Origin of the sequence: Mannheimia granulomatis (genome assembly GCF_013377255.1) — a bacterium.
Lineage (GTDB): Bacteria > Pseudomonadota > Gammaproteobacteria > Enterobacterales > Pasteurellaceae > Mannheimia > Mannheimia granulomatis.
In genome coordinates, this window is sequence record NZ_CP016614.1 from 2,016,017 (window position 1) to 2,038,214 (window position 22,198).

At 39.3% G+C, this 22,198-nt stretch carries 21 protein-coding genes; 11 read left to right on the forward strand and 10 right to left on the reverse strand.

Annotated features, from left to right (window positions below; all coding sequences use genetic code 11):
• Nucleotides 1-42: 42 nt before the first annotated feature.
• Entirely contained in the window at nt 43-1,227 is a 1,185-nt protein-coding gene (nhaA, locus tag A6B41_RS09510; RefSeq protein WP_027073710.1) for a Na+/H+ antiporter NhaA, read from the reverse strand.
• A gap of 179 nt (nt 1,228-1,406) precedes the next feature.
• On the opposite strand from nhaA, the gene A6B41_RS09515 reads away from it, so the two are divergent.
• The 4 genes from A6B41_RS09515 to nudF are packed head-to-tail and all read left to right on the forward strand — an operon-like array spanning nt 1,407 to nt 3,654.
• A complete protein-coding gene (locus A6B41_RS09515) occupies nt 1,407-1,835 on the forward strand; it encodes an EamA family transporter (RefSeq protein WP_027073709.1) in 429 nt (142 codons plus the stop codon).
• Nucleotides 1,836-1,853: 18 nt separating this feature from the next.
• Nucleotides 1,854-2,606, forward strand: coding sequence for a 4'-phosphopantetheinyl transferase family protein (locus A6B41_RS09520; protein WP_027073708.1), 753 nt, complete (start codon nt 1,854-1,856; stop codon nt 2,604-2,606).
• Complete coding sequence (psiE, locus tag A6B41_RS09525) at nt 2,599-3,015, forward strand: phosphate-starvation-inducible protein PsiE (RefSeq protein ID WP_027073707.1); 417 nt, start codon at nt 2,599-2,601, stop codon at nt 3,013-3,015. The genes A6B41_RS09520 and psiE overlap by 8 nt, the downstream gene beginning before the upstream one ends.
• A 9-nt stretch (nt 3,016-3,024) precedes the next feature.
• Complete coding sequence (gene nudF, locus A6B41_RS09530) at nt 3,025-3,654, forward strand: ADP-ribose diphosphatase (protein WP_027073706.1); 630 nt, start codon at nt 3,025-3,027, stop codon at nt 3,652-3,654.
• A gap of 32 nt (nt 3,655-3,686) precedes the next feature.
• On the opposite strand, the gene A6B41_RS09535 is transcribed toward nudF, so the two are convergent.
• The 5 genes from A6B41_RS09535 to A6B41_RS09555 form a co-directional block, all read right to left on the reverse strand.
• Entirely contained in the window at nt 3,687-5,093 is a 1,407-nt protein-coding gene (locus tag A6B41_RS09535; RefSeq protein WP_027073705.1) for a surface lipoprotein assembly modifier, read from the reverse strand.
• A 56-nt stretch (nt 5,094-5,149) separates the two neighbouring features.
• Nucleotides 5,150-6,070 (reverse strand): factor H binding protein domain-containing protein, encoded by a 921-nt coding sequence (locus tag A6B41_RS09540; protein WP_027073704.1) that lies wholly within the window; start codon nt 6,068-6,070, stop codon nt 5,150-5,152.
• Nucleotides 6,071-6,265: 195 nt separating this feature from the next.
• Complete coding sequence (locus A6B41_RS09545) at nt 6,266-7,135, reverse strand: DMT family transporter (RefSeq protein WP_027073703.1); 870 nt, start codon at nt 7,133-7,135, stop codon at nt 6,266-6,268.
• A 57-nt stretch (nt 7,136-7,192) separates the two neighbouring features.
• Nucleotides 7,193-8,377, reverse strand: a complete 1,185-nt coding sequence (gene uxuA / locus A6B41_RS09550; protein ID WP_027073702.1) for a mannonate dehydratase — start codon at nt 8,375-8,377, stop codon at nt 7,193-7,195.
• A 19-nt stretch (nt 8,378-8,396) separates the two neighbouring features.
• Nucleotides 8,397-9,146, reverse strand: a complete 750-nt coding sequence (locus tag A6B41_RS09555) for an FCD domain-containing protein (RefSeq protein ID WP_027073701.1) — start codon at nt 9,144-9,146, stop codon at nt 8,397-8,399.
• A gap of 249 nt (nt 9,147-9,395) precedes the next feature.
• Here A6B41_RS09555 and A6B41_RS09560 point away from each other — a divergent pair, with 249 nt between their 5' ends.
• The 7 genes from A6B41_RS09560 (at nt 9,396) to cpdA (ending at nt 17,411) form a co-directional block, all read left to right on the forward strand.
• Nucleotides 9,396-10,241, forward strand: a complete 846-nt coding sequence (locus A6B41_RS09560; RefSeq protein ID WP_027073700.1) for an SDR family oxidoreductase — start codon at nt 9,396-9,398, stop codon at nt 10,239-10,241.
• Nucleotides 10,242-10,250: 9 nt separating this feature from the next.
• Nucleotides 10,251-11,066 carry an HAD family hydrolase gene (locus tag A6B41_RS09565; protein ID WP_027073699.1) on the forward strand — a complete coding sequence of 272 codons (816 nt, stop codon included), beginning with the start codon at nt 10,251-10,253 and terminating at the stop codon, nt 11,064-11,066.
• 42 nt (nt 11,067-11,108) lie between these two features.
• Entirely contained in the window at nt 11,109-12,869 is a 1,761-nt protein-coding gene (locus A6B41_RS09570) for a glycoside hydrolase family 3 protein (protein ID WP_027073698.1), read from the forward strand.
• Nucleotides 12,870-12,896: 27 nt separating this feature from the next.
• Nucleotides 12,897-14,309: an MFS transporter gene (locus A6B41_RS09575; RefSeq protein ID WP_027073697.1), complete on the forward strand. Its 1,413-nt coding sequence runs from the start codon at nt 12,897-12,899 to the stop codon at nt 14,307-14,309.
• A gap of 14 nt (nt 14,310-14,323) precedes the next feature.
• Nucleotides 14,324-15,727 carry a glucuronate isomerase gene (gene uxaC, locus A6B41_RS09580; RefSeq protein WP_027073696.1) on the forward strand — a complete coding sequence of 468 codons (1,404 nt, stop codon included), beginning with the start codon at nt 14,324-14,326 and terminating at the stop codon, nt 15,725-15,727.
• 23 nt (nt 15,728-15,750) lie between these two features.
• Nucleotides 15,751-16,392, forward strand: coding sequence for a bifunctional 4-hydroxy-2-oxoglutarate aldolase/2-dehydro-3-deoxy-phosphogluconate aldolase (locus A6B41_RS09585; protein ID WP_027073695.1), 642 nt, complete (start codon nt 15,751-15,753; stop codon nt 16,390-16,392).
• A 182-nt stretch (nt 16,393-16,574) separates the two neighbouring features.
• A complete protein-coding gene (cpdA, locus tag A6B41_RS09590) occupies nt 16,575-17,411 on the forward strand; it encodes a 3',5'-cyclic-AMP phosphodiesterase (RefSeq protein WP_027073694.1) in 837 nt (278 codons plus the stop codon).
• A gap of 129 nt (nt 17,412-17,540) precedes the next feature.
• Here the strand turns inward: cpdA and torD are convergent, their stop codons facing one another.
• From torD to A6B41_RS09610, 4 genes are all read right to left on the reverse strand, one after another.
• Nucleotides 17,541-18,152: a molecular chaperone TorD gene (gene torD, locus A6B41_RS09595; RefSeq protein ID WP_027073693.1), complete on the reverse strand. Its 612-nt coding sequence runs from the start codon at nt 18,150-18,152 to the stop codon at nt 17,541-17,543.
• Nucleotides 18,152-20,617 (reverse strand): trimethylamine-N-oxide reductase TorA, encoded by a 2,466-nt coding sequence (gene torA / locus A6B41_RS09600; RefSeq protein WP_027073692.1) that lies wholly within the window; start codon nt 20,615-20,617, stop codon nt 18,152-18,154. Before torA ends, torD begins: the two co-directional genes overlap by 1 nt.
• Before the next feature lie 131 nt (nt 20,618-20,748).
• Nucleotides 20,749-21,912 carry a pentaheme c-type cytochrome TorC gene (gene torC, locus A6B41_RS09605; RefSeq protein WP_027073691.1) on the reverse strand — a complete coding sequence of 388 codons (1,164 nt, stop codon included), beginning with the start codon at nt 21,910-21,912 and terminating at the stop codon, nt 20,749-20,751.
• A 4-nt stretch (nt 21,913-21,916) separates the two neighbouring features.
• Nucleotides 21,917-22,051 (reverse strand): nitrate/trimethylamine N-oxide reductase NapE/TorE, encoded by a 135-nt coding sequence (locus A6B41_RS09610; RefSeq protein WP_027073690.1) that lies wholly within the window; start codon nt 22,049-22,051, stop codon nt 21,917-21,919.
• Nucleotides 22,052-22,198: the final 147 nt, after the last annotated feature.

Below are 22,198 nucleotides of genomic sequence, written 5' to 3' on the forward strand. Positions count from 1 at the left end.
TTTTTGCAAAAATTTTAGTTAATTTAACCGCTTGCTTTTCATTTATAAACGTTCTTCAACATAATTTTTGTTTGTTACCATTCTAAGTAAGATGTAGCCTAAAACAGCCGAAACCGCAGAGCCTAGTAAGATACCTAAACGAGCTAATGCTGTGATTCTTTCACCTGTTGCGCTAACATCAAAGGCTAAGCTTGCCAGGAACATCGACATCGTAAAACCGATACCACATAGCACCGCAATTGCAAAAATTTGTTTAAAATTGACCCCTTGAGGTAAGCTTGCAATACGTAATGCTACAGCTAAATAACTAAAGCCAAACACGCCTACGGTTTTGCCGACAATTAAACCTAAAGCAATGCCTAAAGGTAATGGTGATGATAATTGCTCCATACCCATTTCTAATAATGACACTCCTGCATTGGCAAACGCAAATATCGGTAAAATCATATATGAGCACCAAGGGGCAAGAATATGCTCTAATTCCTCTGCTGGTTGCTCACCGTTTTTACCTTTAAGCGGCACACAAAATCCGATAATCACACCGGCTAAAGTAGCATGAACCCCTGATTTCAATACGGATGTCCAAAGAATCAATCCAACTACTAAATAAGCACATAGCGAGGTGACTTTAAAACGATTGAGCAATACTAATCCAACAATCGCAATAGCGGCAATAGTTAGGGCTTGAACACTAATTTCTTGAGAATAAAAGATAGCAATAACAATAATTGCCCCTAAATCATCAATAATTGCCAAAGCCAATAAAAATGCTTTTAGAGCTAATGGCACTCTTGATCCGAGTAAAGCCACAATACCCACCGCAAAAGCAATATCTGTTGCCATAGGGATGGCCCAACCTTCGTGATATGCCGGATGATTTTTGTTAATCGCCCAATAAACAAGTGCCGGAATAATCATACCACCTACTGCGGCGATCGCCGGAAAAATGGCTTTCTTATAGCTTGACAGAGATCCTTCAAATAACTCTTTTTTAACTTCCAGCCCAACCAAAGCGAAAAATACCGCCATCAAGCCATCATTTATCCATAATAACAAAGGCTTATTTAAAGCGAATTCACCGAACTGCAAGCTTACTGTAGTTTGTAAAAATTCAAAGTAGAAATCACTTAATGATGTATTTGCACACACAATTGCAGCAAATGCAAAAATCAGGAGTAGAATCCCTCCCGCTGCTTCGGATTTAAAAAACTCCTTTATTTTTACCATTTATTTCTCCAATATAAAAATTACATATAATGTACCTAAATTTTAGTACCCATAAATTACCCTTTATCTTTTACCAAAGATTTTACAAAGATTAAACAGAAAATTTGATAAACTAGAGATAAGTCACGTTTTATTACTCCATATGAATAAAAATAACACAAAATTGTTAAGGATTTGTTATGTCACATGAATGGCTTTATTGGGCACTTGCCTCTGCCCTTTTTGCTGCACTAACCGCTATATTTGCAAAAATCGGCTTACAAGGAGTTGATTCTGATTTTGCCACCTTTATTCGCACTATTGTCATTATACTGACATTAATAGCTTTCTTAACTTACAGCGGAAAATGGCAACCATTAACCGATTTAACCGCCCAAAATTGGCTGTTTTTAATTTTATCCGGCCTAGCTACCGGTATATCGTGGCTGGCTTATTTTAAAGCCCTACAAATGGGTAATGTCTCACAAGTTGCTCCGATTGATAAACTCAGTCTCGTGCTGGTCACACTTTTTGCGGTCATATTTTTAGGCGAACGGCCAAGCGGACAAGATTGGTTGGGGATCGGTTTGGTTGCATCAGGCGTACTGCTATTAGCATTCAAGCGTTAATTACAAGCGGTTATTTTTATGGAAAATTTTACAAATCAAGCAGCCACGATTGAGATTGCCTTTATTCATCGAGAAGAACAACTGCCAAACGATTTTAGCTACCCTGCCATGCCGGATAATTTAAATAGTCGACTGTGCAAAAAATGGCAAGGTCAACGTGCAGCACATTTTCTGTTAACGGAATTATTCAAAAAATATGGACTGGATTTAACCCTATTACAAAATATAGCACGCACAGAAAGCGGGCGGCCTTTCGTCTATTCAGACCATATTGATTTTAATATCAGCCATTCAGGCGATTGGATAGCGGTCATTTTTTGCTATTCTTTTACAAAATTAGCAGTTGGCGTTGACATTGAACATCCCCAAAGAATCAGACGTTATCGTGATTTAATTCGTCATTATGCCAATATTGAAGAACAACAAGTTTTACTAGCTGAAAATTGCCCGTTACTGAACAATCTTGCCGAACGCTTTTATTTGAGCTGGTGCTTACGAGAGGCAATTTTAAAATCGCAAGGCGTAGGCATTGTAAAATTATCGGAAGTAACCCACTTACCGCTGACAAAACAGATTTTTTCCGCTCATTGCCCGAGCGGGAAACTGCATTTTATTAGCAAGCTACCGTTCTATTTAAGCTACTTCTATCAGCAACCACAAAATATGCTATTATCTGAACCACAATTATGGCGGTGGCAAGCAGGAAAACTTCAACCAATTCATTGCCAATCAATTATTTATGATGTTAATTTAAGGACAACCAATGCCTAAATCTTTAGAAGAACGCCACTCAAGTTTTGGAAAAATCGCCTCTGAAATTTTCCAATGGGTACTCAATATCTCTTTACTTGCTACTGGAGCGCTACTCTCTTATTCTCTCTTCGCTGAAGCATACTCACTTTATGAGCTCTCATTCAGCCACAGCGAAAAATTCCAAATTGTGGAAAAAATTGTTATTTTCTTCCTCTATTTTGAGTTTTTGGCATTAATTGTGAAATATTTTAAATCTAACTACCATTTCCCGCTGCGATACTTTCTGTATATCGGCATTACCGCAATGGTTCGCTTGATTATTGTTGATCACTCAAACGCAGTGCATACTCTACTTTTCGCACTCTCTATTTTAGTGATGATCATCGCACTTTTCGTGGTGCATACCGACCGTTTACAAAAAAGTTAAGGAGATAAAATGAGCAAAAAAACACCTCAATATCAATATAATGACTTACAAATTATAAAACAAGAAACCGTTTACAAAGGCCATTTTGAGCTGCAAAAAATCACTTTTCGCCATAAATTATTTTCAGGCGAAATGAGTGGTGAGGTAGTACGTGAACTGCTCATTAAAGGCGAAGCAGCAGCACTCATCGCCTATGACCCCAAATTAGACAATGTGGTACTCATTGAACAAGTCAGAATCGGTGCCTATGACCCAATGCAGAAAAAATCGCCTTGGTTACTCGAATTAGTTGCAGGAATGGTGGATAAAGGCAATGAAGCACCTGCAGAGGTGGCAATTCGCGAAGCACAAGAAGAAGCAGGTTTAAAAGTCAGCGAAGTTCAACATGCCCTAAGCGTTTGGGATAGCCCCGGCGGGCAACTGGAGCGACTGCACTTATTTCTTGGCTTGATCGATAGTACTCAAGTAAAATCCGGCGAAGTACATGGCTTATTAGCAGAAGAAAACGAAGATATTCTCGTGCATGTTGTTAGCCGCGAGCAAGCCTACCGATGGGTAGAAGATGGTACTATCGATAATGTGATTGCGGTGATTGGTTTACAATGGTTAGAACTCAATTACGCTAAGTTTAAAGCCTAAATAAATATTCCCCTTAAAATAGGGGAATATGGCTAAAATAATTTTTCGACTGTAAAAAAGAGTTCTTTATTGCTACGAGAGTAAAAATCAGCAATGTTGCTGTCTATTCTTTGGTAGCGAAAATTCAGTTTCGGCACAATGCCTTGCCAATGCCAATTTTTATTCCACACCGCAATATTGGCTTGATATTCCTTATCTTGCCGTTTATAGCCGAATAAATAATGTTTATCCGCAAAATAACGTTTTCCATAGCCTAAACTGGCTGAGGTTGCCCAACTTGGAGTTTGGTAAATCACGCCTACATTTGCCAACCACTTATTTGAAGATTGTGCTTTTTCTCGTGCAATTTCACGACTGGCAATCAGATTTGCAAAAAATCGCCAATTTTTAACCGCTTGCCATTGGGTTCCAACAATTACTTGGTTCTGGTAACTATTATGGCGCTCTGCCGTTTTAGGGGCAAAATAGCGTTTTTGCAAATGGCTGAATGAGACTGAAACTAAGCTTTGTTCAAAACGTTTAAGCGCATTTATTCTTCCGCCAAACTGGTAGTTATAACGTGAGCTTCCCAGCCAATTCTGTTCTATAAACGGTGAAAACCCAATACGATAATGTGCCGTTCTGTAACTATAGCTTGGCTTTATAGAAACCGACTGCTCACTATAATCCTGATTATTCCAATAATAGACACCATTATAAGCAAGCTCTGTTCCTAAAAAGTGGTTGCCACCTACATTTCGCACTTTGCTTAACCCAACACCATATTTTATCCCTTTTGCCGATTGAGGTAGACTATCCTCACTTTTACGGAAAATTCGCCCGTTTACATTCACAATAGGGGATGAGGCTGCATTATTCACATTATTGGTTTGGATATATTGCAAGTAGAAATCCGGCTGCCAGCTCTCTTCTTCATGAATTTGGGTTAGCAACGAATTCACTGTGGTTTGTAAATTATGTGGAGCAGTCGTTTTAAGCTGTTCAAATTCCTTCTCTGCCTCTCTATAGCGGTAATCTTCTTTTAAAATTAAAGCTAAATCAAAACGGGGATAGATTAACTCCGGCTGTTTTTTCAGCAGCTGCCGATAGTAAAAAATAGCAGAACGATGATCCTTTTTTGCATAGGCTAGGGCAGCCGATGCATAATCCAGCAGTAATGGATCAAATTGTTTTTGCGTTGAATAATCTGTCAGTAATTTTTCTAACCTTATCCAATCTTGCGTTAAAATCGCTTGGTTAATTTGTTGTTCTATACTTTCAGTCGTCTTATTCTCAGACAAGTAAGCGGTTGATTTTAAGCTGTTTTTTGCAACTTTTTGCTCAAATTTGACCGCTTGTCTATCATAATTAAACTCTTTTGGATCTTGATGAAACTCAACAATAGTTTCAGCATTTACCCAAGGCGAAAAAAGCAACAATAGAAATAGTTTTTTATTCATAGTGTAAAAAAGAAATGCCGTTTAATTTAGGCTTAAACGGCATTTAAAATTAAGTGTTATTTTTGAATTTCGCCTCGAGTTCCGCTAATACCAAAGCGATCTGTTCTCTCTCCATCTTTAATCTCTACTTTACCACCGATTTCTTCTGCATTAGGTCCAAAGAATTGAACCTCGTAGGTTCCATTATGAACAACATTATTTTGAGCTGCAGTATGAGTAACAGTAGAAGAAATTGCACCATTAGTATTTATCATACCCTCGCCTAACTTAATAGATCCCCCTAATATATTAACTATTTCACCTGAACCTTTACGTCCCGCAAAATCAACATTATAAGTTAAACTACCACCATATACTCCTTTATCACCATGAGAATCAAAAGACTTCCCCTGATAAATAGCTTTACCTTCAGTAGGTAACTGTTCTGTCTTTAACCCTCTTACTTCAACCGTTGGCTCAAGTTGATTTAAATTCGCACCTACTGTGGTTGTCATCCGAGCAGTAACAACAGAATAAGGCTGATTATAGAGATAACCATAGGTTCTAACCTCTCCATTATTAGTGTTAGGTTTAACCGAGTCCTCTAATTTTCTTAGTCCATAGTTTTTATCATCAACGCCTTTAGCATCAATAATTTTTTTAGCTTCTTCCGCTTTTGCTTTTTCAGCCTCTTTTGCTAAACGCTCTGCTTCTGCTTTCGCTTTTTCAGACTTTTCTTTTGCTAAACGCTCTGCTTCTTTTTTCGCTTTTTCAGCCTCTTTCGCCAAACGCTCTGCTTCTGCTTTCGCCTTTTCAGCTTTCTCTTTTGCTAAACGTTCTGCATCAGTTTTTGCTTTATCTGCCTTATCTTTTAGCCCTTGTTTTTGCTCTGTAATTTTCTGGTTAGGTGATTTTGCATTAGAGCCACCACCCGAACCACTACATGCCGTTAGACTAAATAAAATTAAGCTGGCCAATGTTATTTTTTTCATAAACATGATATTTTTCTCCTTAAAGTTAAAGAAATTTCAAATTTTTGCTATATATAATAGCCATTCATTATAATGGAAAATAAATTTCCCTACAAAAAGTAATGTCTAATTCAACATATGGTACGATGAGTCACGATTAAAATAGAATGCACTACAAGCGGTTGAAAACAGTGAATAATTTGCAAATAACAAAAGATTCGATTACTTTATTTTCAAAATAGTCGGTAAACGGTAGATTATCAATGCAGCTAAAATCAAACCACAACCTAGCCACTTTATAGAACTGATTTGCTCATCTAAAATCACTATGCTTAACAATAATGTCCAAACCGGCTCAAGTAACATAATCAAGGCTGAAGTGGCGATATGGCAATGCTTTTGTCCGATTGTTTGCATTAAAAAACGTAAGTGAGTTGTAATAAACACACTGGCCGCAAACCATGCCCACACACTATTTGGAATAGGGAAAATCCAAGTTTCCATACAAAGAGAAGAAATACCACATATACTGCCAACCATACCTAATTGAATTGTAGTTAAAGGTAATAATTTTACTTCTTTAGCATATTCATTATTCAATACAAAATATAATGCACCCGATAAAGATGAAAGCAGAAAAATAGTACTACCTAATGAGAACCGAAAACTGCCGGCATTCCAAGACAAAAAATAAAGCCCGGCAATTGCTATAGGCAATGACAACCAAAATATTTTTGCAGGTTGATGTTTAAAGATAAGCCAAGAAAGGAGCGGAGAAATCAACATAGCAAGGCTGACTAGAAATGCACCCTCACCAAAAACAGAACTAAATTCCAGTCCTAATATCCAAAAAATAATATAAATAGCGTAAGTAAAACCTGTTATAACAGAATATTTCACTTGAGCTTTATTCATCTCTTTGATCTGTTTATAAGCGAAAGGAAAAAGAATCAGAGCAGCCACTCCAAAACGCAGACCCATAAAACCAATTGGAGGTAAACCTACTAACGCATTTTTAGAAAAAAACCAACCAGATGCGGCAATAAAAGTTACTAAAAAGAGGACACTTTCGCCAAAATATTTTCTAAACATATTCAATTTGAAAAAGGTATTAGGAATAATTATTCCTAATACCTTCATATTGATTAATTAGTCATTAAAATACACTCTTTTTAACGCCAACTCTAAGCCACGGAATTCTGCCAAGCCTCTTAAACGGCCAATTGCTGAATAACCCGGGTTAGTCTTTTTCTTCAAATCATCTAGCATTTGATGACCATGGTCAGGACGCATTGGAATTAAACGTGTATCGCCATTTGCTTTACGGCGATATTCTTCGGTTAGAAGTGCTTTCACCACCGCAAACATATCTACATCGCCGGCTAAATGATCTGCCTCGTGGAAACTTTGTGGATTTTCTTCACGCTGAGTAGCACGCAGATGAGCAAAATAGATACGATCAGCAAATGTTTCTGCCATTTTAACGAGATCGTTTTCAGCTAATACACCATAAGAGCCTGTACAGAATGTAAAGCCATTGGCTGCAAGCGGTTGAATTTCGACAAACCATTGCATATCTTCAATTGTCGAAACAATGCGTGGTAAACCTAAAATCGGCCGAGGTGGATCATCAGGGTGAATTGCCATACGAATTCCCACCTCTTGTGCCACCGGCACAATTTCATTTAAAAAATAAGCTAGATGAGTGCGGAATTTATCGGCTGAGATTCCTTTATATCGGTCTAATTGAGCTTGAAATTCTTCTAATGTATAACCTTCTTCAGACCCCGGTAAGCCTGCAATGATATTTTTGGTTAATTTTGCAATATCTGCGTCGCTCATCTTATCAAAATAAGTTTTAGCTTCTGCCTGTTCTTTAGATGAATAGGTCTCCTCTGCTCCCGGGCGTTTTAAGATATATAACTCAAAAGCAGCAAAAGCAACTTGGTCAAAACGTAATGCTTTGGAGCCATCCGGCATTTCATAATCAAGATCTGTGCGAGTCCAGTCTAATACAGGCATAAAGTTGTAACATACCGTATCAATGCCACACTCCGCTAAATTACGTAGAGTCTGCTTATAATTTTCAATCCATTGCTGATAGTTACCCGTTTGGGTTTTAATTTCTTCATGCACCGGCACGCTTTCAACTACAGACCAAACCAGTCCTTTTTCTGCTAATTGAGCTTTACGCTTATTGATTTCCTCAACCGACCATACCTGACCGTTTGGAATATGGTGCAATGCAGTGACAATACCTGTTGCACCTGCTTGTCTGATATCATCTAAAGATACCGGGTCGTTTGGTCCATACCAACGCCATGCTTGTTCCATAGTAAACTCCTAATTTCACTTATAAATTGACAACTAACGGGCTAACATTAAATAAATAACCATCAAAATTTGGATCATCTAAGTCCGATAATTCAAACAGTTTCTGTTTTACATTTTCTAAATGCTGCCACATTGCTTTTCTGGCTAATACAGGATCTTTTCTCTGTATCGCCGCAATAATATTTTCGTGATCTTTCAACCATTGATGGCGATAACTTTGATCCGGAATATGTGCATGTAATCCTTTCCACATAGGGCTATTAGTTCTATATTCCCAAAGATCTTTCTGCATGCGAATAATCACTTCATTCTGCGTAATTTCTGCTATCGCTTTATGAAAGTCTTCATCAGCAACATAATCTTCATCACCATGTTCTAAAGTATTCCGCTCACGCTCTAAAATCTCTTTTAGATGTAAAACATCTGCTCTTGTTGCTTGAATAGCTGCAAACTCTGCAATACTACTTTCGAGTAGTTGCCTTGCTTGCAACAATTCAAAAGGTCCAACATCGGGTAAATTATCAACATCTTCGGTATTTAATTTCGGTAAATTAATGACATAAACTCCCGACCCTTTACGAACTTCAACAAGGTTTTCAAGTTCTAGCATAATAAGAGCTTCACGAATTACCGTACGACTAACATTAAAATAATTTGCCAGATCCCGCTCGGCAGGTAGTTTATCGCCTACCTTATAAGCTCCACTTAATAATTCTGCTTTTAACTCTTGTCCTATTTTTTTATAAGAGCGTAAATCTTCGGGTGTCATAAATTTTTATCTCTATCATGTTTAAAATTAGCTTTTGGTTTACCAAAATACCATAAATGGGATAAAACACCAAGAAATTGCCATTTGATAAAAACATTTTATTTATAAATCAAACCCAGTAAACAAAAAAATCATCATTTTGTGATAAATATCACATTTCTGATAAAAATTGGTGTACCAATTATAACTAAGTGGTAATATATGTGTGTTTTTATAGCTAGAGTAGTCACCTATATAGGAGAAATAACAATGAGCATTTCAAAAAATCATAATTTCAAAGATAAAGTCGTTGTAATCACAGGGGCAGGAGGTGTGCTTTGTGCCTTCTTTGCACAAGAGTTAGCAAAAACAGGAGCAAAAGTTGCCTTATTGGATATAAATCTTGAGACAGCTGAACAGTACGCTCAAGAAATTATTAATAATGGTGGTATTGCAAAAGCCTATAAAGCAAATGTGCTAGATTTAGAAAGTATCCAGCAAGCTCGTAATGCAATTGTAGCTGATTTAGGAACTTGTGATGTTCTTATCAATGGTGCAGGCGGTAATAGCCCTAAGGCTACAACGGATAATGAATTCCACGAATTTAATTTAGCAGATAGCACGAAGTCTTTCTTTGAATTAGATAAAAGTGGAATTGAGTTTGTATTTAATCTGAACTATTTAGGTACATTGCTTCCAACCCAAATATTTGCAAAAGATATGATTGGTAAGAAAGGAGCAAACATCATCAATATCTCAAGTATGAATGCTTACACACCATTAACTAAAATTCCGGCCTACTCAGGAGCCAAAGCAGCAATTAGCAATTTTACTCAATGGCTAGCCGTTTATTTCTCTCACGTTGGTATTCGCTGTAATGCTATCGCTCCTGGTTTCTTAGTGAGTAACCAAAACCGTGCTTTGCTTTTTAATTCGGACGGTACACCAACTGCTCGTGCAAACAAAATCTTAACCAACACACCGATGGGACGTTTTGGAGAAGCAGAAGAATTAATGGGCGGTATCTTATTTTTAATGGATGAGAGCTATGCTAGCTTTGTAAACGGTGTAGTGCTACCGATTGATGGTGGATTCTCTGCTTATAGCGGTGTGTAGGAGGAAATAATGACAGAGTTTACACCTAAACACGATTTTATTGTATGCATTGATTCCGATGGTTGCGCAATGGACACAATGAATATTAAACATGAAATTTGTTTCGGGCCTTATGCTGTTGAAGTTTTTAGTATTGAAGATAAATCTCGCTTCATTGAAATTTGGAACAGAATTAATCTTTATTCTCAAACACGTGGTATTAATCGTTTTAAAGGATTAATTCTCTCATTAGAAGAATATGGTTATGACAAAGATTTTAAACAATTAAAAAATTGGGTAAATACTACACAAGAGCTTTCCAATCGCTCGCTAATCCAAGAGCTGCAAGCAAACAATTCTCCAGATCTTAAACTAGCATTAACATGGTCTGAAAAAGTAAATGATGGTGTTAAAACCTTACACTCACAAGATAAACCATTCCATCTAGTAAAACGCTCGCTAGCTATCATCAAAGAGTTCGCTGATATTGCAGTAGTTAGCTCAGCCAACAATGAGGCAATTATAGATGAGTGGACAAGACATGGTTTACTGCCTTTTGTGGATATTGTATATGGGCAAGATGAAGGTACAAAAACATTCTGTCTCAATCAATTAAAGCAGTATGGTTACCAACCAAACCAAATCTTAATGGTAGGGGACTCTCCTGGTGATTTAAATAGTGCCTATGAAGCTGGTGTGAACTTCTTTCCTATTTTATGTGGTATAGAAGATGAATCTTGGGATCGATTAATCTTAGAAACGCTAGGGAAATTGGTTTACCAAAATTTTGATGATGCATACCAAGCACAATTAATTGAAAAATTTAATACCAATTTAGCAGCTTGATAACACAGTTTTTATTATTTTAGAGAATAGATAGGAGAAATTATGTCTGTTGATTTAACTAAGAAACCCTATTACTTAAAAGATGAGGATATTCAATGGGTAAAAAATACTATTGCAAATATGAGCCTTGAAGAAAAAATTGGGCAACTTTTTGTAAATATGGGTTCAAGTAGAACAGAAGAGTATCTGACCGATGTTTTAAATCGATATCATATTGGTGCAGTGCGTTATAACCCTGGTCCAGCAGAAGAAATTTATGACCAAAACTATATCCTACAAACTAAAAGTAAAATTCCTCTTTTAATTGCAGCTAATACAGAAGCAGGAGGTAATGGCGCTTGTAGCGATGGTACAGAGATAGGTTTACAAGTCAAAATTGGAGCAACTAACGATGCAAGATATGCTTATGAAATGGGACGTGTCGCAGGTGTTGAAGCTGCTGCAGTTGGTTGTAACTGGAGTTTTGCTCCGATTGTAGATATTAGCTATAACTGGCGTAACCCAATTATTTCTAATCGAGTGTTTGGCTCAGATCCTGACAAAGTCCTAGAAATGGCACTGGCTTATATGAAAGGTATTCAAGAAAGCGGTATTGCTCCGGCTGCTAAACATTTCCCTGGAGATGGTGTCGATGAGCGAGATCAACATCTTTCCTTTAGCGTAAATAGCTTTAGTTGTGAAGAATGGGATAACACTTATGGTAAAGTATATAAAGGTTTAATTGAAGCAGGTTTACCTTCATTAATGGCAGGCCATATTCATTTACCTGCTTATGAGAAACATTTCAACCCAAATCTTTCTTACGAAGATTGCTTACCCGCAACCCTATCTAAACCAATTTTGACCGATTTATTGCGCGGCAAACTAGACTTTAACGGCGTTGTAGTCACTGATGCAAGCCACATGGTCGCAATGACATCAGCAATGAAACGCAGTGAAATGCTACCAACTGCAATTGCAGCTGGTTGTGATTTATTCCTTTTCTTTAATGATCCTGATGAAGATTTTAGCTATATGATGGATGGTTATAAAAACGGAATCATTACAGAAGAACGTTTAAACGATGCCCTAACTCGTATTTTAGGTTTAAAAGCAAAATTAGGCTTATATAATCGTCCAAAAGAAACTTTACTTGAACCAAAAGAACAAGCATTAGCCAAGATTGGTTTATCTGAAAATAAGACAATTTTCTGTGAGGTAGCAGATAAAGCAATTACACTTGTTAAAAACAAACAAGATATTTTCCCAATTAGTGTTGAACGCTTCCCAAGAGTATTACTTGTTAATGTGAAAGGCACAGATGGTGGTTTCGGAAAAATGGTAGCAGGTAGCCAACGTAATGCAACTGAAATTTTAAAAGAAAAATTAGAGAAGAAAGGTTTTAATGTATCCATTTATATTTCTCCGATGGAGAATATTCTTAAAATGTCAGATGAAGATCAAGTTAAAACTATCCGTAACGAATATTCACAAAAACGCCCAATTACGAGTTTAACAGACCATTATGATTTAATTATCAATGTCGCAAATGTTCAAATGAGCACCGTTCAACGCATTGTATGGCAAGCAACAAAAGGAACACCTGACATTCCATTCTATGTACATGAAATTCCAACCATTTTTGTATCGGTTCAATGCCCATTCCATTTGGTTGATGTACCTCAAGTGAAAACGTACATCAATGCCTACGATGGTAAAGAACCAACTATGGAAATATTAGTTGAAAAATTAATGGGTAATTCCGAATTTAAAGGTGTTAGCCCTGTAGATGCTTATTGTGGCTACAAAGATACTCGCATCTAATCATTCTAGCTAGTAAGGAGTTTTTTTATGAGTTCAGAACAAAGACCTTTTGGTATAAAAGATAAACTTGCCTATATGGCTGGTGATATTGCCAACGACTTAAGTTTTATGATGTCAGCTTTCTTTTTAATGCTTTTCTATACTAACGTATTGCAAATTGAAGGCTATGTTGTTGGTATTCTCTTTCTTGTTTCTAGAGTTATCGATGCATTTACCGATATTGGTATGGGACGATTAGTAGATACAATGAAGCCTTTCAAAGAAGGAAGATTCAGAGGTATTATTCGTCGAGCAGCTCCATTTATCTGTATTTCAGGCTTTCTCCTTTTCTTACACGTAGTGAAAGATTGGTCTTATACAGCAAAACTGGTTTATGTCACAATTACCTATATTGTGTGGGGAAGTTTAGCTTATACAGCAATTAATATTCCTTATGGTTCAATGGCTTCTGTCATCACTACAAAGCCTGAGGAGCGTGCTGGACTATCCGTTTTCCGTACCGTTGGAGCGAATATTGCATTGCTCTTTATCTCTTTTGTTATTCCATTGATTATTTATAAAGAAGTGGATGGAAAACAAGTAATTATCCCTGAAATGTTCACTTACATTATGGGGGTATTTATGATTTGTGCCTTTATTCTTTACCAAATCTGTTGGAAATTCTCCATTGAACGAGTGCAATTACCTGAAAAAGATGGACGTCGTTATAACAAAAAGCACAATAAAGCAGACTGTTTGAAAGATGTAAAAGCTATTTTCAGTAGCTTATTTTCTAATAATGCTTTATTAATTTTCATTTTAGTAGCGATTATTTTATTACTCGCAAACTTACTAATTGGCACCATGAACCCATATTTGTATGTGGATTACTTCAATAGCAAATTAGCCTTATCATTCGGTGGTATTTTAGGTGCAGTAACAACCTTTATAGTTGCACCATTTGCACAAAATATAGTGAAAAAATACGGTAAAAAAGAGTCAGCTTCTGTTGGATTACTGATTACAGCAATCATTTACGGAGTATTATTTTTCGTAAAAATTACTAATGTTTGGATCTATATCGTTATTGTGTTAATCGCATCACTTGGTTTAAGCTATTTCCAAATTATCGTATGGGCATTTATTACAGATATTATCGATAACCAATTCATAAAAACAGGACGCCGTGAGGACGGAACAATTTACGCTGTTTACTCATTCGCCCGCAAAATTGGTCAAGCATTAGCAGGAGGATTAGGGGGCTTCGCATTAAGCTATATTGGCTATACAGCTAAAGCACCATCCCAGCCACAAGAAGTCTTAGAATCAATTTATGCCTTTGCAACTGGGGTTCCAGCATTTGCTTGTCTATTAATTTTCTTATTGCTTAAATATGCCTATCCGCTTTCTAAAGAAATTGTAGAACAAAACTCAGCAGCACTAGAAAAACAAACAAATTAGGGGTGAATGAAATTATGATGAATTTTATGACGGAAAATTTTCTACTCTCAACCTCAACAGCCCAAAAACTCTATCATGATTATGCTAAAGATCAGCCAATTTTTGACTACCATTGTCATTTAAATCCAAAAGAAATTGCAGAAAATCGTCAATTTAATGATTTAACAGAAATTTGGTTGGAAGGCGATCACTATAAGTGGCGAGCGATGCGTTCTGCTGGTGTGGAAGAACAGCTCATTACCGGGAATGCGGATAACTTCAGTAAATATCTGGCCTTCGCTAATACTGTACCCAAATGTATTGGCAATCCAATTTACCATTGGACACACTTAGAATTACGCCGTCCTTTCGGCATTACTAATACCTTATTAGGGCCAGATACTGCAGAAAAAATCTGGCATCAAGGGAATGAATTACTACAGCAGCCGGAATTTTCTGCTCGTGGCATTATGAAACAGATGAATGTGAAATTAGTAGGAACAACTGACGATCCTATTGATTCATTAATACATCATAAAGCCATTGCGGAAGATAGCAGCTTTGATGTGGAAGTCGTGCCAAGTTGGAGACCTGACAGAGCATTCAAAATCGAACACCCCCTATTCAATGAATATATTGAAAAGTTAGGCAAAATAGCAGATGTTGAAATCAACAGTTTCGATAAATTAAAGCAAGCTTTATTAAAACGTCTTGAACACTTCGATCAACATGGCTGTAAATCTGCCGATCACGGTATTGAAGTTGTCCGTTTTACACCAATTCCTGATGAAAAAGTCCTTGATAAGATTTTGCAAAAAAGATTAGAAAATCAACCGCTTGTAGAAGAAGAGATTGCCCAATTTAGTACTGCATTACTTGTTTGGTTAGGTACGGAATACCACAAACGTAATTGGGTGATGCAGATGCACATTGGGGCAATTCGCAATAATAATACAAGGATGTTTAAATTATTGGGGGCGGATTCCGGCTTTGATTCAATTGGCGACCGTACGTTTGCGGAGCCACTCTCACGCTTATTAGACGCTATGGATCAAACCGATCAACTACCTAAAACGATTCTATATTGCTTAAACCCCCGTGATAACGAAATGTTAGCTAGTATGATTGGCAATTTCCAAACCGGAGGCATTGCCGGCAAAATCCAATTTGGCTCAGGTTGGTGGTTTAATGATCAAAAAGATGGGATGGAACGCCAACTACAACAATTATCTCAATTAGGTTTACTCAGCCAATTTGTCGGTATGCTAACCGACTCTCGTAGTTTCTTGTCTTACACTCGCCATGAATATTTCCGCCGGATTCTGTGTGAAATGATTGGTGGCTGGGCTGAACGTGGTGAAGCACCAAATGACCTGAACCTGCTAGGTAATATAGTCAAAGATATTTGCTACAGTAATGCGAAACGTTATTTCAAATAGGACAGATCATTAAAGAGGTAAAAATGCGTTATACCACCGAACAAATTGTAGAAAAATTAAGAGAACTGAAAGTTGTCCCTGTCATCGCTCTCGACAATGCAGAAGATATTTTGCCACTTGCAAAAACCCTTTCGGAAAACGGCTTGCCTGTGGTAGAAATTACTTTCCGATCGGCAGCTGCTGAACAGGCGATTAAACTGGTAAAAGCAAATTATCCGGAGGTTCTGATTACGGCAGGAACAGTACTTACCAAAGAGCAAGTCCTCACCGCTAAAAATGCCGGGGCGGACTGCATCGTCACGCCGGGTTTTAATCCAAATGTAGTGAAATATTGCCAAGAATTAGGTATTCCAGTTACCCCCGGAGTAAATAATCCGATGGCGATTGAAGCTGCATTGGAACTCGGTATACAAGCGGTCAAATTTTTTCCTGCAGAAGCAAGTGGCGGAGTTAAAATGATTAAAGCCTTACTTGGTCCTTACGGTAATCTGCAAATTATGCCAACAGGAGGTATCAGCCCAAGTAATATTAAGGAATATCTCGCTATTCCAAATATTGTTGCTTGTGGTGGATCTTGGTTTGTGGAAAAATCATTAATTAACAATAAAAAATGGAATGAGATTGGAAAATTAGTTAAAGAAGCGGTTGAGTTAGTGAATAATTAAAAAGCATCTTTTATGAGTAAATGATCTGCACCCCAAAGCTAGGCAAGCAACTAAGGTGCAGATTTTTTCTCAATTAATCCTACTTTTTTCCAAAAATGTGGCATAGTCCACATTTTTCATTTTGAGTTATTGATAAAATCCTACAAGTTAAAATTTATAAGCATTTGAATGGATATCGATAAATGAATGAATCCCTGAAATTAGATAAAAAGGGGGCAATTAGGTTATTACAAATAACCGACCCACATTTACTTTCTACCCCACAAGAAACTCTACTTGAAGTTAGAACAGTTGAAAGTTTTGCTGCTGTTATCAACCAAATCAATGCTCAGGTTGAAGAAACATCACAGCCTTTCGATCTTGTTCTGGCGACAGGTGACTTAATTCAAGATCACCATATTGCCGGTTATCATTATTTTGCAAAAATAACGGCCAAATTAAATACATCTATTGTTTGGCTGGAAGGTAACCACGATACACAACCTGATATGGGAAAAATTCTAGCAACTTATCCGCATATCTCACCACATCGGCATATTTTGGTTGGTGATTATTGGCAAATTTTAATGCTGAATACGCAAGTTATTGGCAGACCTTATGGTGAGCTATCCTCAGAACAGTTAGTTTGGCTGGAAGAGACCCTCAACCAATTCCCTGAACGTTTTAGCTTAATCGCACAGCATCACAATATTCTGCCAACCAATTCTGCGTGGTTAGATCAGCACAGTTTGAAAAATGCCGATAAGTTAGCAGAAATTTTAACCAAATTTAAAAAAGTAAAAGGTATTGTACATGGCCATATCCACCAGCAAGTAGATTCTATATGGAAAGATATTCCTATTTTTGCTACACCTTCTACCTGTATTCAATTTAAACCTAATTGTGATCAATTTACATTAGATACCTTGCCTCAAGGCTGGCGGGAATTCTACCTGCACGAAGATGGGGAGATTGAAACCGTCGTCAAGCGGTTAAATTCTAATGATTTTTTACCAAACTTTCACTCTAAAGGTTATTAATTTTTATCAATAAAAAAGACCGCTTGCATTAAACAAACGGTCTTTAGCCACTATTTTTTAGAGATAATTACTCTGCCCTAAATCAAAATATTGCGTTTAACTTTGCGATATTATCGAAAACACATAATTTTAGTTAGTTTCAATCTCTCTTTTCAAATCATACGTTACAAACTTCTCTAAAAGCTGAAGCAAGCTTTGATAAAACGCGGTTTTCGTTGAAACCCGTTGCGCTTTTGCCACCCACCTTGGCAGCCATGGTAGCTGGGTTTGTAGGAAGCGTTGCACTTCTTCACCGCTGCCTTGTTCCAGCAGCTTATCTAACAAGTTCAAATACACGCCGAGATGGTCGCTCGGTTCTTTCGTTTCTCGGTTAATTTGCAGTGAAAAATGGGCGAGTAGCCGATCCATTTCCGCCAAATGTGCCGTCAGCTCGCTCTCATCTAGATAGGCGGAAGCGTAAGGAATAGCACTCTGTGTGCCGTCTAGCAAAAAGAGCTGGGCAAAATCCGCTGCCAGTTCTAAGCGGGGAAATTCCAGCTGCCCACAAGCGGTCAATTCTGCCTGAACTCTTGCAACTTCTTCGCGCAAGCCAAGCTCGGTGAGAAATGCAAAAAAATCGTCAAATTGACCCGCTTGTAGGGCATTGAGCTGCTCGTCCGAGAGTTCTCGAGCGAGCATTGCGTTAAACCAGCGGTAGCTAAATTGCCGCTCTTCACGGCTTAACCATTCAGTTTGCGCCATTAGACTGTCACCTCAATCGCGCCGTTAAAGCCGTTTGCTGCCGGTGCTTCGCCAATAAATTTCTCGATATTCACCAAACACGTATTGGCAGAAACTGCCTGTGCCAGTTTGGACGAGCCAATATCAAGCGTCATGGTATTTGGGTCGCCGTAGGTGTCGATAGCGCCGATTTTCTCATCAAGCGGTGAATACCACGCCCCTTCTTGCAAACGTACCACGCCGCTTGGGAAATTATCCGAAAGCACCGCACCGACAATCGCTTGCCCACGGTCGTTAAATACGCGGACGAGGTCGCCGTCTTGAATGCCGAGCTTGGCAGCATCTTGCGGGTTGAGGTAAAGCGGCTCACGCCCTTTTACGCTGTACGTTTCACGCAGTTCTTTCGATTCGCAAAGCTGAGAGTGCAAACGTTTATCCGGGTGAACCGATTGTAACCAGAACGGGAATTTGTCGGAATTTTTGCCGCCATGCGAACGCTCCGCTTTTTCGAACCACATTGGGTGGCCTTTGCAGTCATCATAGCCAAAGCTGGCGATTTTGTTGCTGTAAATTTCGATAAAGCCCGATGGCGTGCCGAGTGCGTGCAGCTCCGGATCTTCTCGGAAATCAGCGTGGCGAACCCACGGTTTGCCTTCCGGGAACAGCACATAGCCGGTTTTCCAGAAGTCGGCAAATGCCGGCATCTCAAATTTGCCTTTGTTCTCTTTGCGGCAATCGTTGTAGAGTTTTTCCACCCACTGCATTTCGTCCATTCCACGGCTATACTCTTTCTCTTTACCGAAGCGACGGCAAAGATCACGGAAAATCTCAAAGTCGGAACGAGAATCATAGAGTGGGTCAATCAGCTTATGCATTGCAATTACGCCACGGTTGCTGTAGGAGCCGTAAGCATCAATGTCGTTACGCTCAAACGGCGTGCAGGCAGGCAACACAATGTCGGAGAAACGGCAGGTTGCCGTCCAGCTATAATTAATGGAGACAATGGTTTCCAGTTTTTGGAACGCCTGCTTCATTTTATTGCGCTCAGAGTGGCGATGCCACTGGTTACAGCCAGTGAAAATCGCCATTTTAAACGGGGCATAAGTGACTTTTTTGCCATTGTAATCAATGGTTTCGCCCGCGTGCAGCAGGCTGTCGGTCATTCGTGCCACCGGAATGGTGTCACTGTAGCCTTTATAGTCCTTATTGTCATATTTCGGCGTTTGTCCTTCGTCAATGTTGAGCGGGAAAGCCCCTGGCATTGCGGCACCGGATTCCGGAATGCCGATAGAACTATAGTGGTGAGCGTAGCTGATGCCGCCACCCGCTAAGCCGATCTGCCCTAACATCGACGCCAACACTGCGCCCATCCAGTACGGCTGCTCGCCGTGTTGCTGACGTTGAATGGCCCAGCCGAAAACCAGTTGCGTGCGTTTGCCCGCCAACATTCGTGCAAATTCACGGATACGCTCGGCGGAAATGCCACAAATTTCTGCCGCCCACTCAGCGGTTTTAGCGACTTTATCTTCGGTTTCGCCTAACAGATACGGTAGGAATTTCTCAAAGCCGACCGTGTACATATCAATAAATTTTTTGTCGTATAAGTTTTCCGTATAAAGCGTGTGCGCCAAGGCTAACATAAACGGCACATCGGTTTGTGGGTTGATGTACTGCTGTTCACAGCCCAAGAAATTTTGGGTTTTGCTTTTTACCGGATCCACACAGATCACATTCACCCCTTTCGCCGCCACTTTTTCTTTCAATTTTTCTAAGTAGGCGTAGGCTTCGTGGGTTTCACAGTTCCAGCCGACTTGCAGGTTTTTCACCGGATCACTCGCCCAGAAAATGATGTTTTCGCTCTCTTTTAAAATGATTTCCCACGAGGTGCCTTGTGAATAGACTTCGGTCGAACCCAGCACATACGGCAGAATGGTTTGCCCTGCACCGGTGGAATAGTCACCCGCCGTGCCGACACTGTTACCGTGCATTGAAATGGCACGGATCATATGATTGCCACAGCTATGGAACTGACCGGTTGAACGCCAGCCCACGTTCGCTGTGTGTAACGCCCACGGGCCGTAGTCTTTCTGTACTCGCTCTAGCTCTTCATAGAAGAGATCTAGGGCTTCGTCCCACGTTACCCGTACAAAACGGTTATCGCCCCGCTGGGTACGGTCGCTATTTTGGCGGTTTTTAAGCCAATCTAAACGTACCATCGGATAACGGATACGGGCATCGCTATAAATTAAGCCTTTGATGCCGTTGAGCATTTCAGTTGGGTGTTTATCAAACTCAAACGGCTTGATTTCCGCCACACGACCGTTCTCAATTTTGGCACGCATCGCCCCCCAGTGGGAGCCGGAAATTTTCCATTCACTGAGATTTTCATTGGCAAAGACATTGCGTGGTACGAGAAAACTCGGTGTGGCGATGGCTGCCGCCATCACAGACATATTTTTTAAAAATTGACGGCGAGATTGTTGCATATCTTGTCCTTGTGTAATTTGTAAAATACGTTAGTTATTTCAGGGAATGTTACCCGAAGTTCGATCATCCCCCTCTTTAGCAAAGAGGGGGGTAGTTCATCACAAAATAGATTTCATTGATTTTCTCAACTCTAATGCTTCGCCCCTTCGCTATCAGACGCGTGCATTTGCAGGTAACGCAACACTTCTTTTCCGGTCTGTTTATCCATATTGGTAAAGCCGATCATACCGTTGAATAAGCCAATCCAGCTATTTGAATCAAAGTGGGCAACATCAGGCTGTCTGTGGCAGGTACTGCATTGCGTTTTGTATTGATTTTCCGCATTCGCCCAAATTGGGGTGACATCATCAAGTAACTGCGCTTTTCCAATCCACGCTTGCAGTTTGACTTTCTGCCAGTTCAAGCCGGTAATCGGATCCTCTCGGGTTTCCAATACCTCAAATTTCGGCTCGTTTGCCATAAATTCCTTGGTAAGCACCGCATCGGTGATGTTTTTACCGAAATCGTGATACCAAATGCGTCCAAAACCTTTCTCTTTACGCCACATCGTCAGTTCCACCAAATCCGCATTGCTGCCTGCTTTCACAAACGCAACCGGCACCGCAGTTTCCAACTGCCCGATAGCTTGGCTCAAGCCTTCATCTAAGAATAGGTCAGCATTGCCTTTGGTGTAATAGGATTTGCTTTGATTCGGCGATTTATTCACAAACTGATCGAACTTCGATTTCACCGCATTGTCGTCCACTTTCGGCAAGTGGTGAGCGATGCCTTTGTGGCAATCCATACAGCTTTGATCTTTCTCGGCGGCAGGAATCATCGCTTTGCGTGCCGCTTCCGACATTTTTTCGAAATTCATTCGATCATAGCTGTGGCAGGCTTTACACTCTTTAGAGCCGTTGGCGGCAAATCTCGCCCACTCACGCTCTGCCATTTCTAAGCGGTGTTTTTCAAAATCTTCCTCGCTCTGATATTTGCCGGAAAATTCCGCTAACACTTCGCGGCTTGCCTGCACTTTGCGTGCGTATTTTTCGGTGTAATCATGTGGCAAATGGCAGCTCGAACAGGTTGCAGTTACCCCACTTTTATTCGACCAATGGGCCGTTTGCTTGAGCTCTTCCAACGGTTTTTGCATAGAGTGGCAACTTACGCAAAACTCCTCACTGCTGGTTTTATCCATCACTTTGTTAAATTGATGCCAACTCACTGCACCTGCCACAAAGCCGATACTGACCAATACCCCTAAACCAATTTTATTAGCCGGTTTGGTAAAAAAGGATTTTATCGCTCTTATCATATTCCTAAGCTCCCGGTAATCCGATGACAAACATTTGTAACATCCACACAATAAAGCCGTAAGTCCCCATGGCAAATGCCATCAGTAATGGTAAAATTAGCCCTGACAGCAATAACGTTTTGAATAATTCTGAACGCATTTAAACCCTCTACTCCTTATAACTAATAGTAATATTATTTAATTATTCTCCTTTCGACGATAAGTTGCCTTGATATCAATCAAAAAAATAGGGGATTTGTGCTAAAAACAAACGAATGGCTACTCTTGCCTTACTGTAACCTAATTC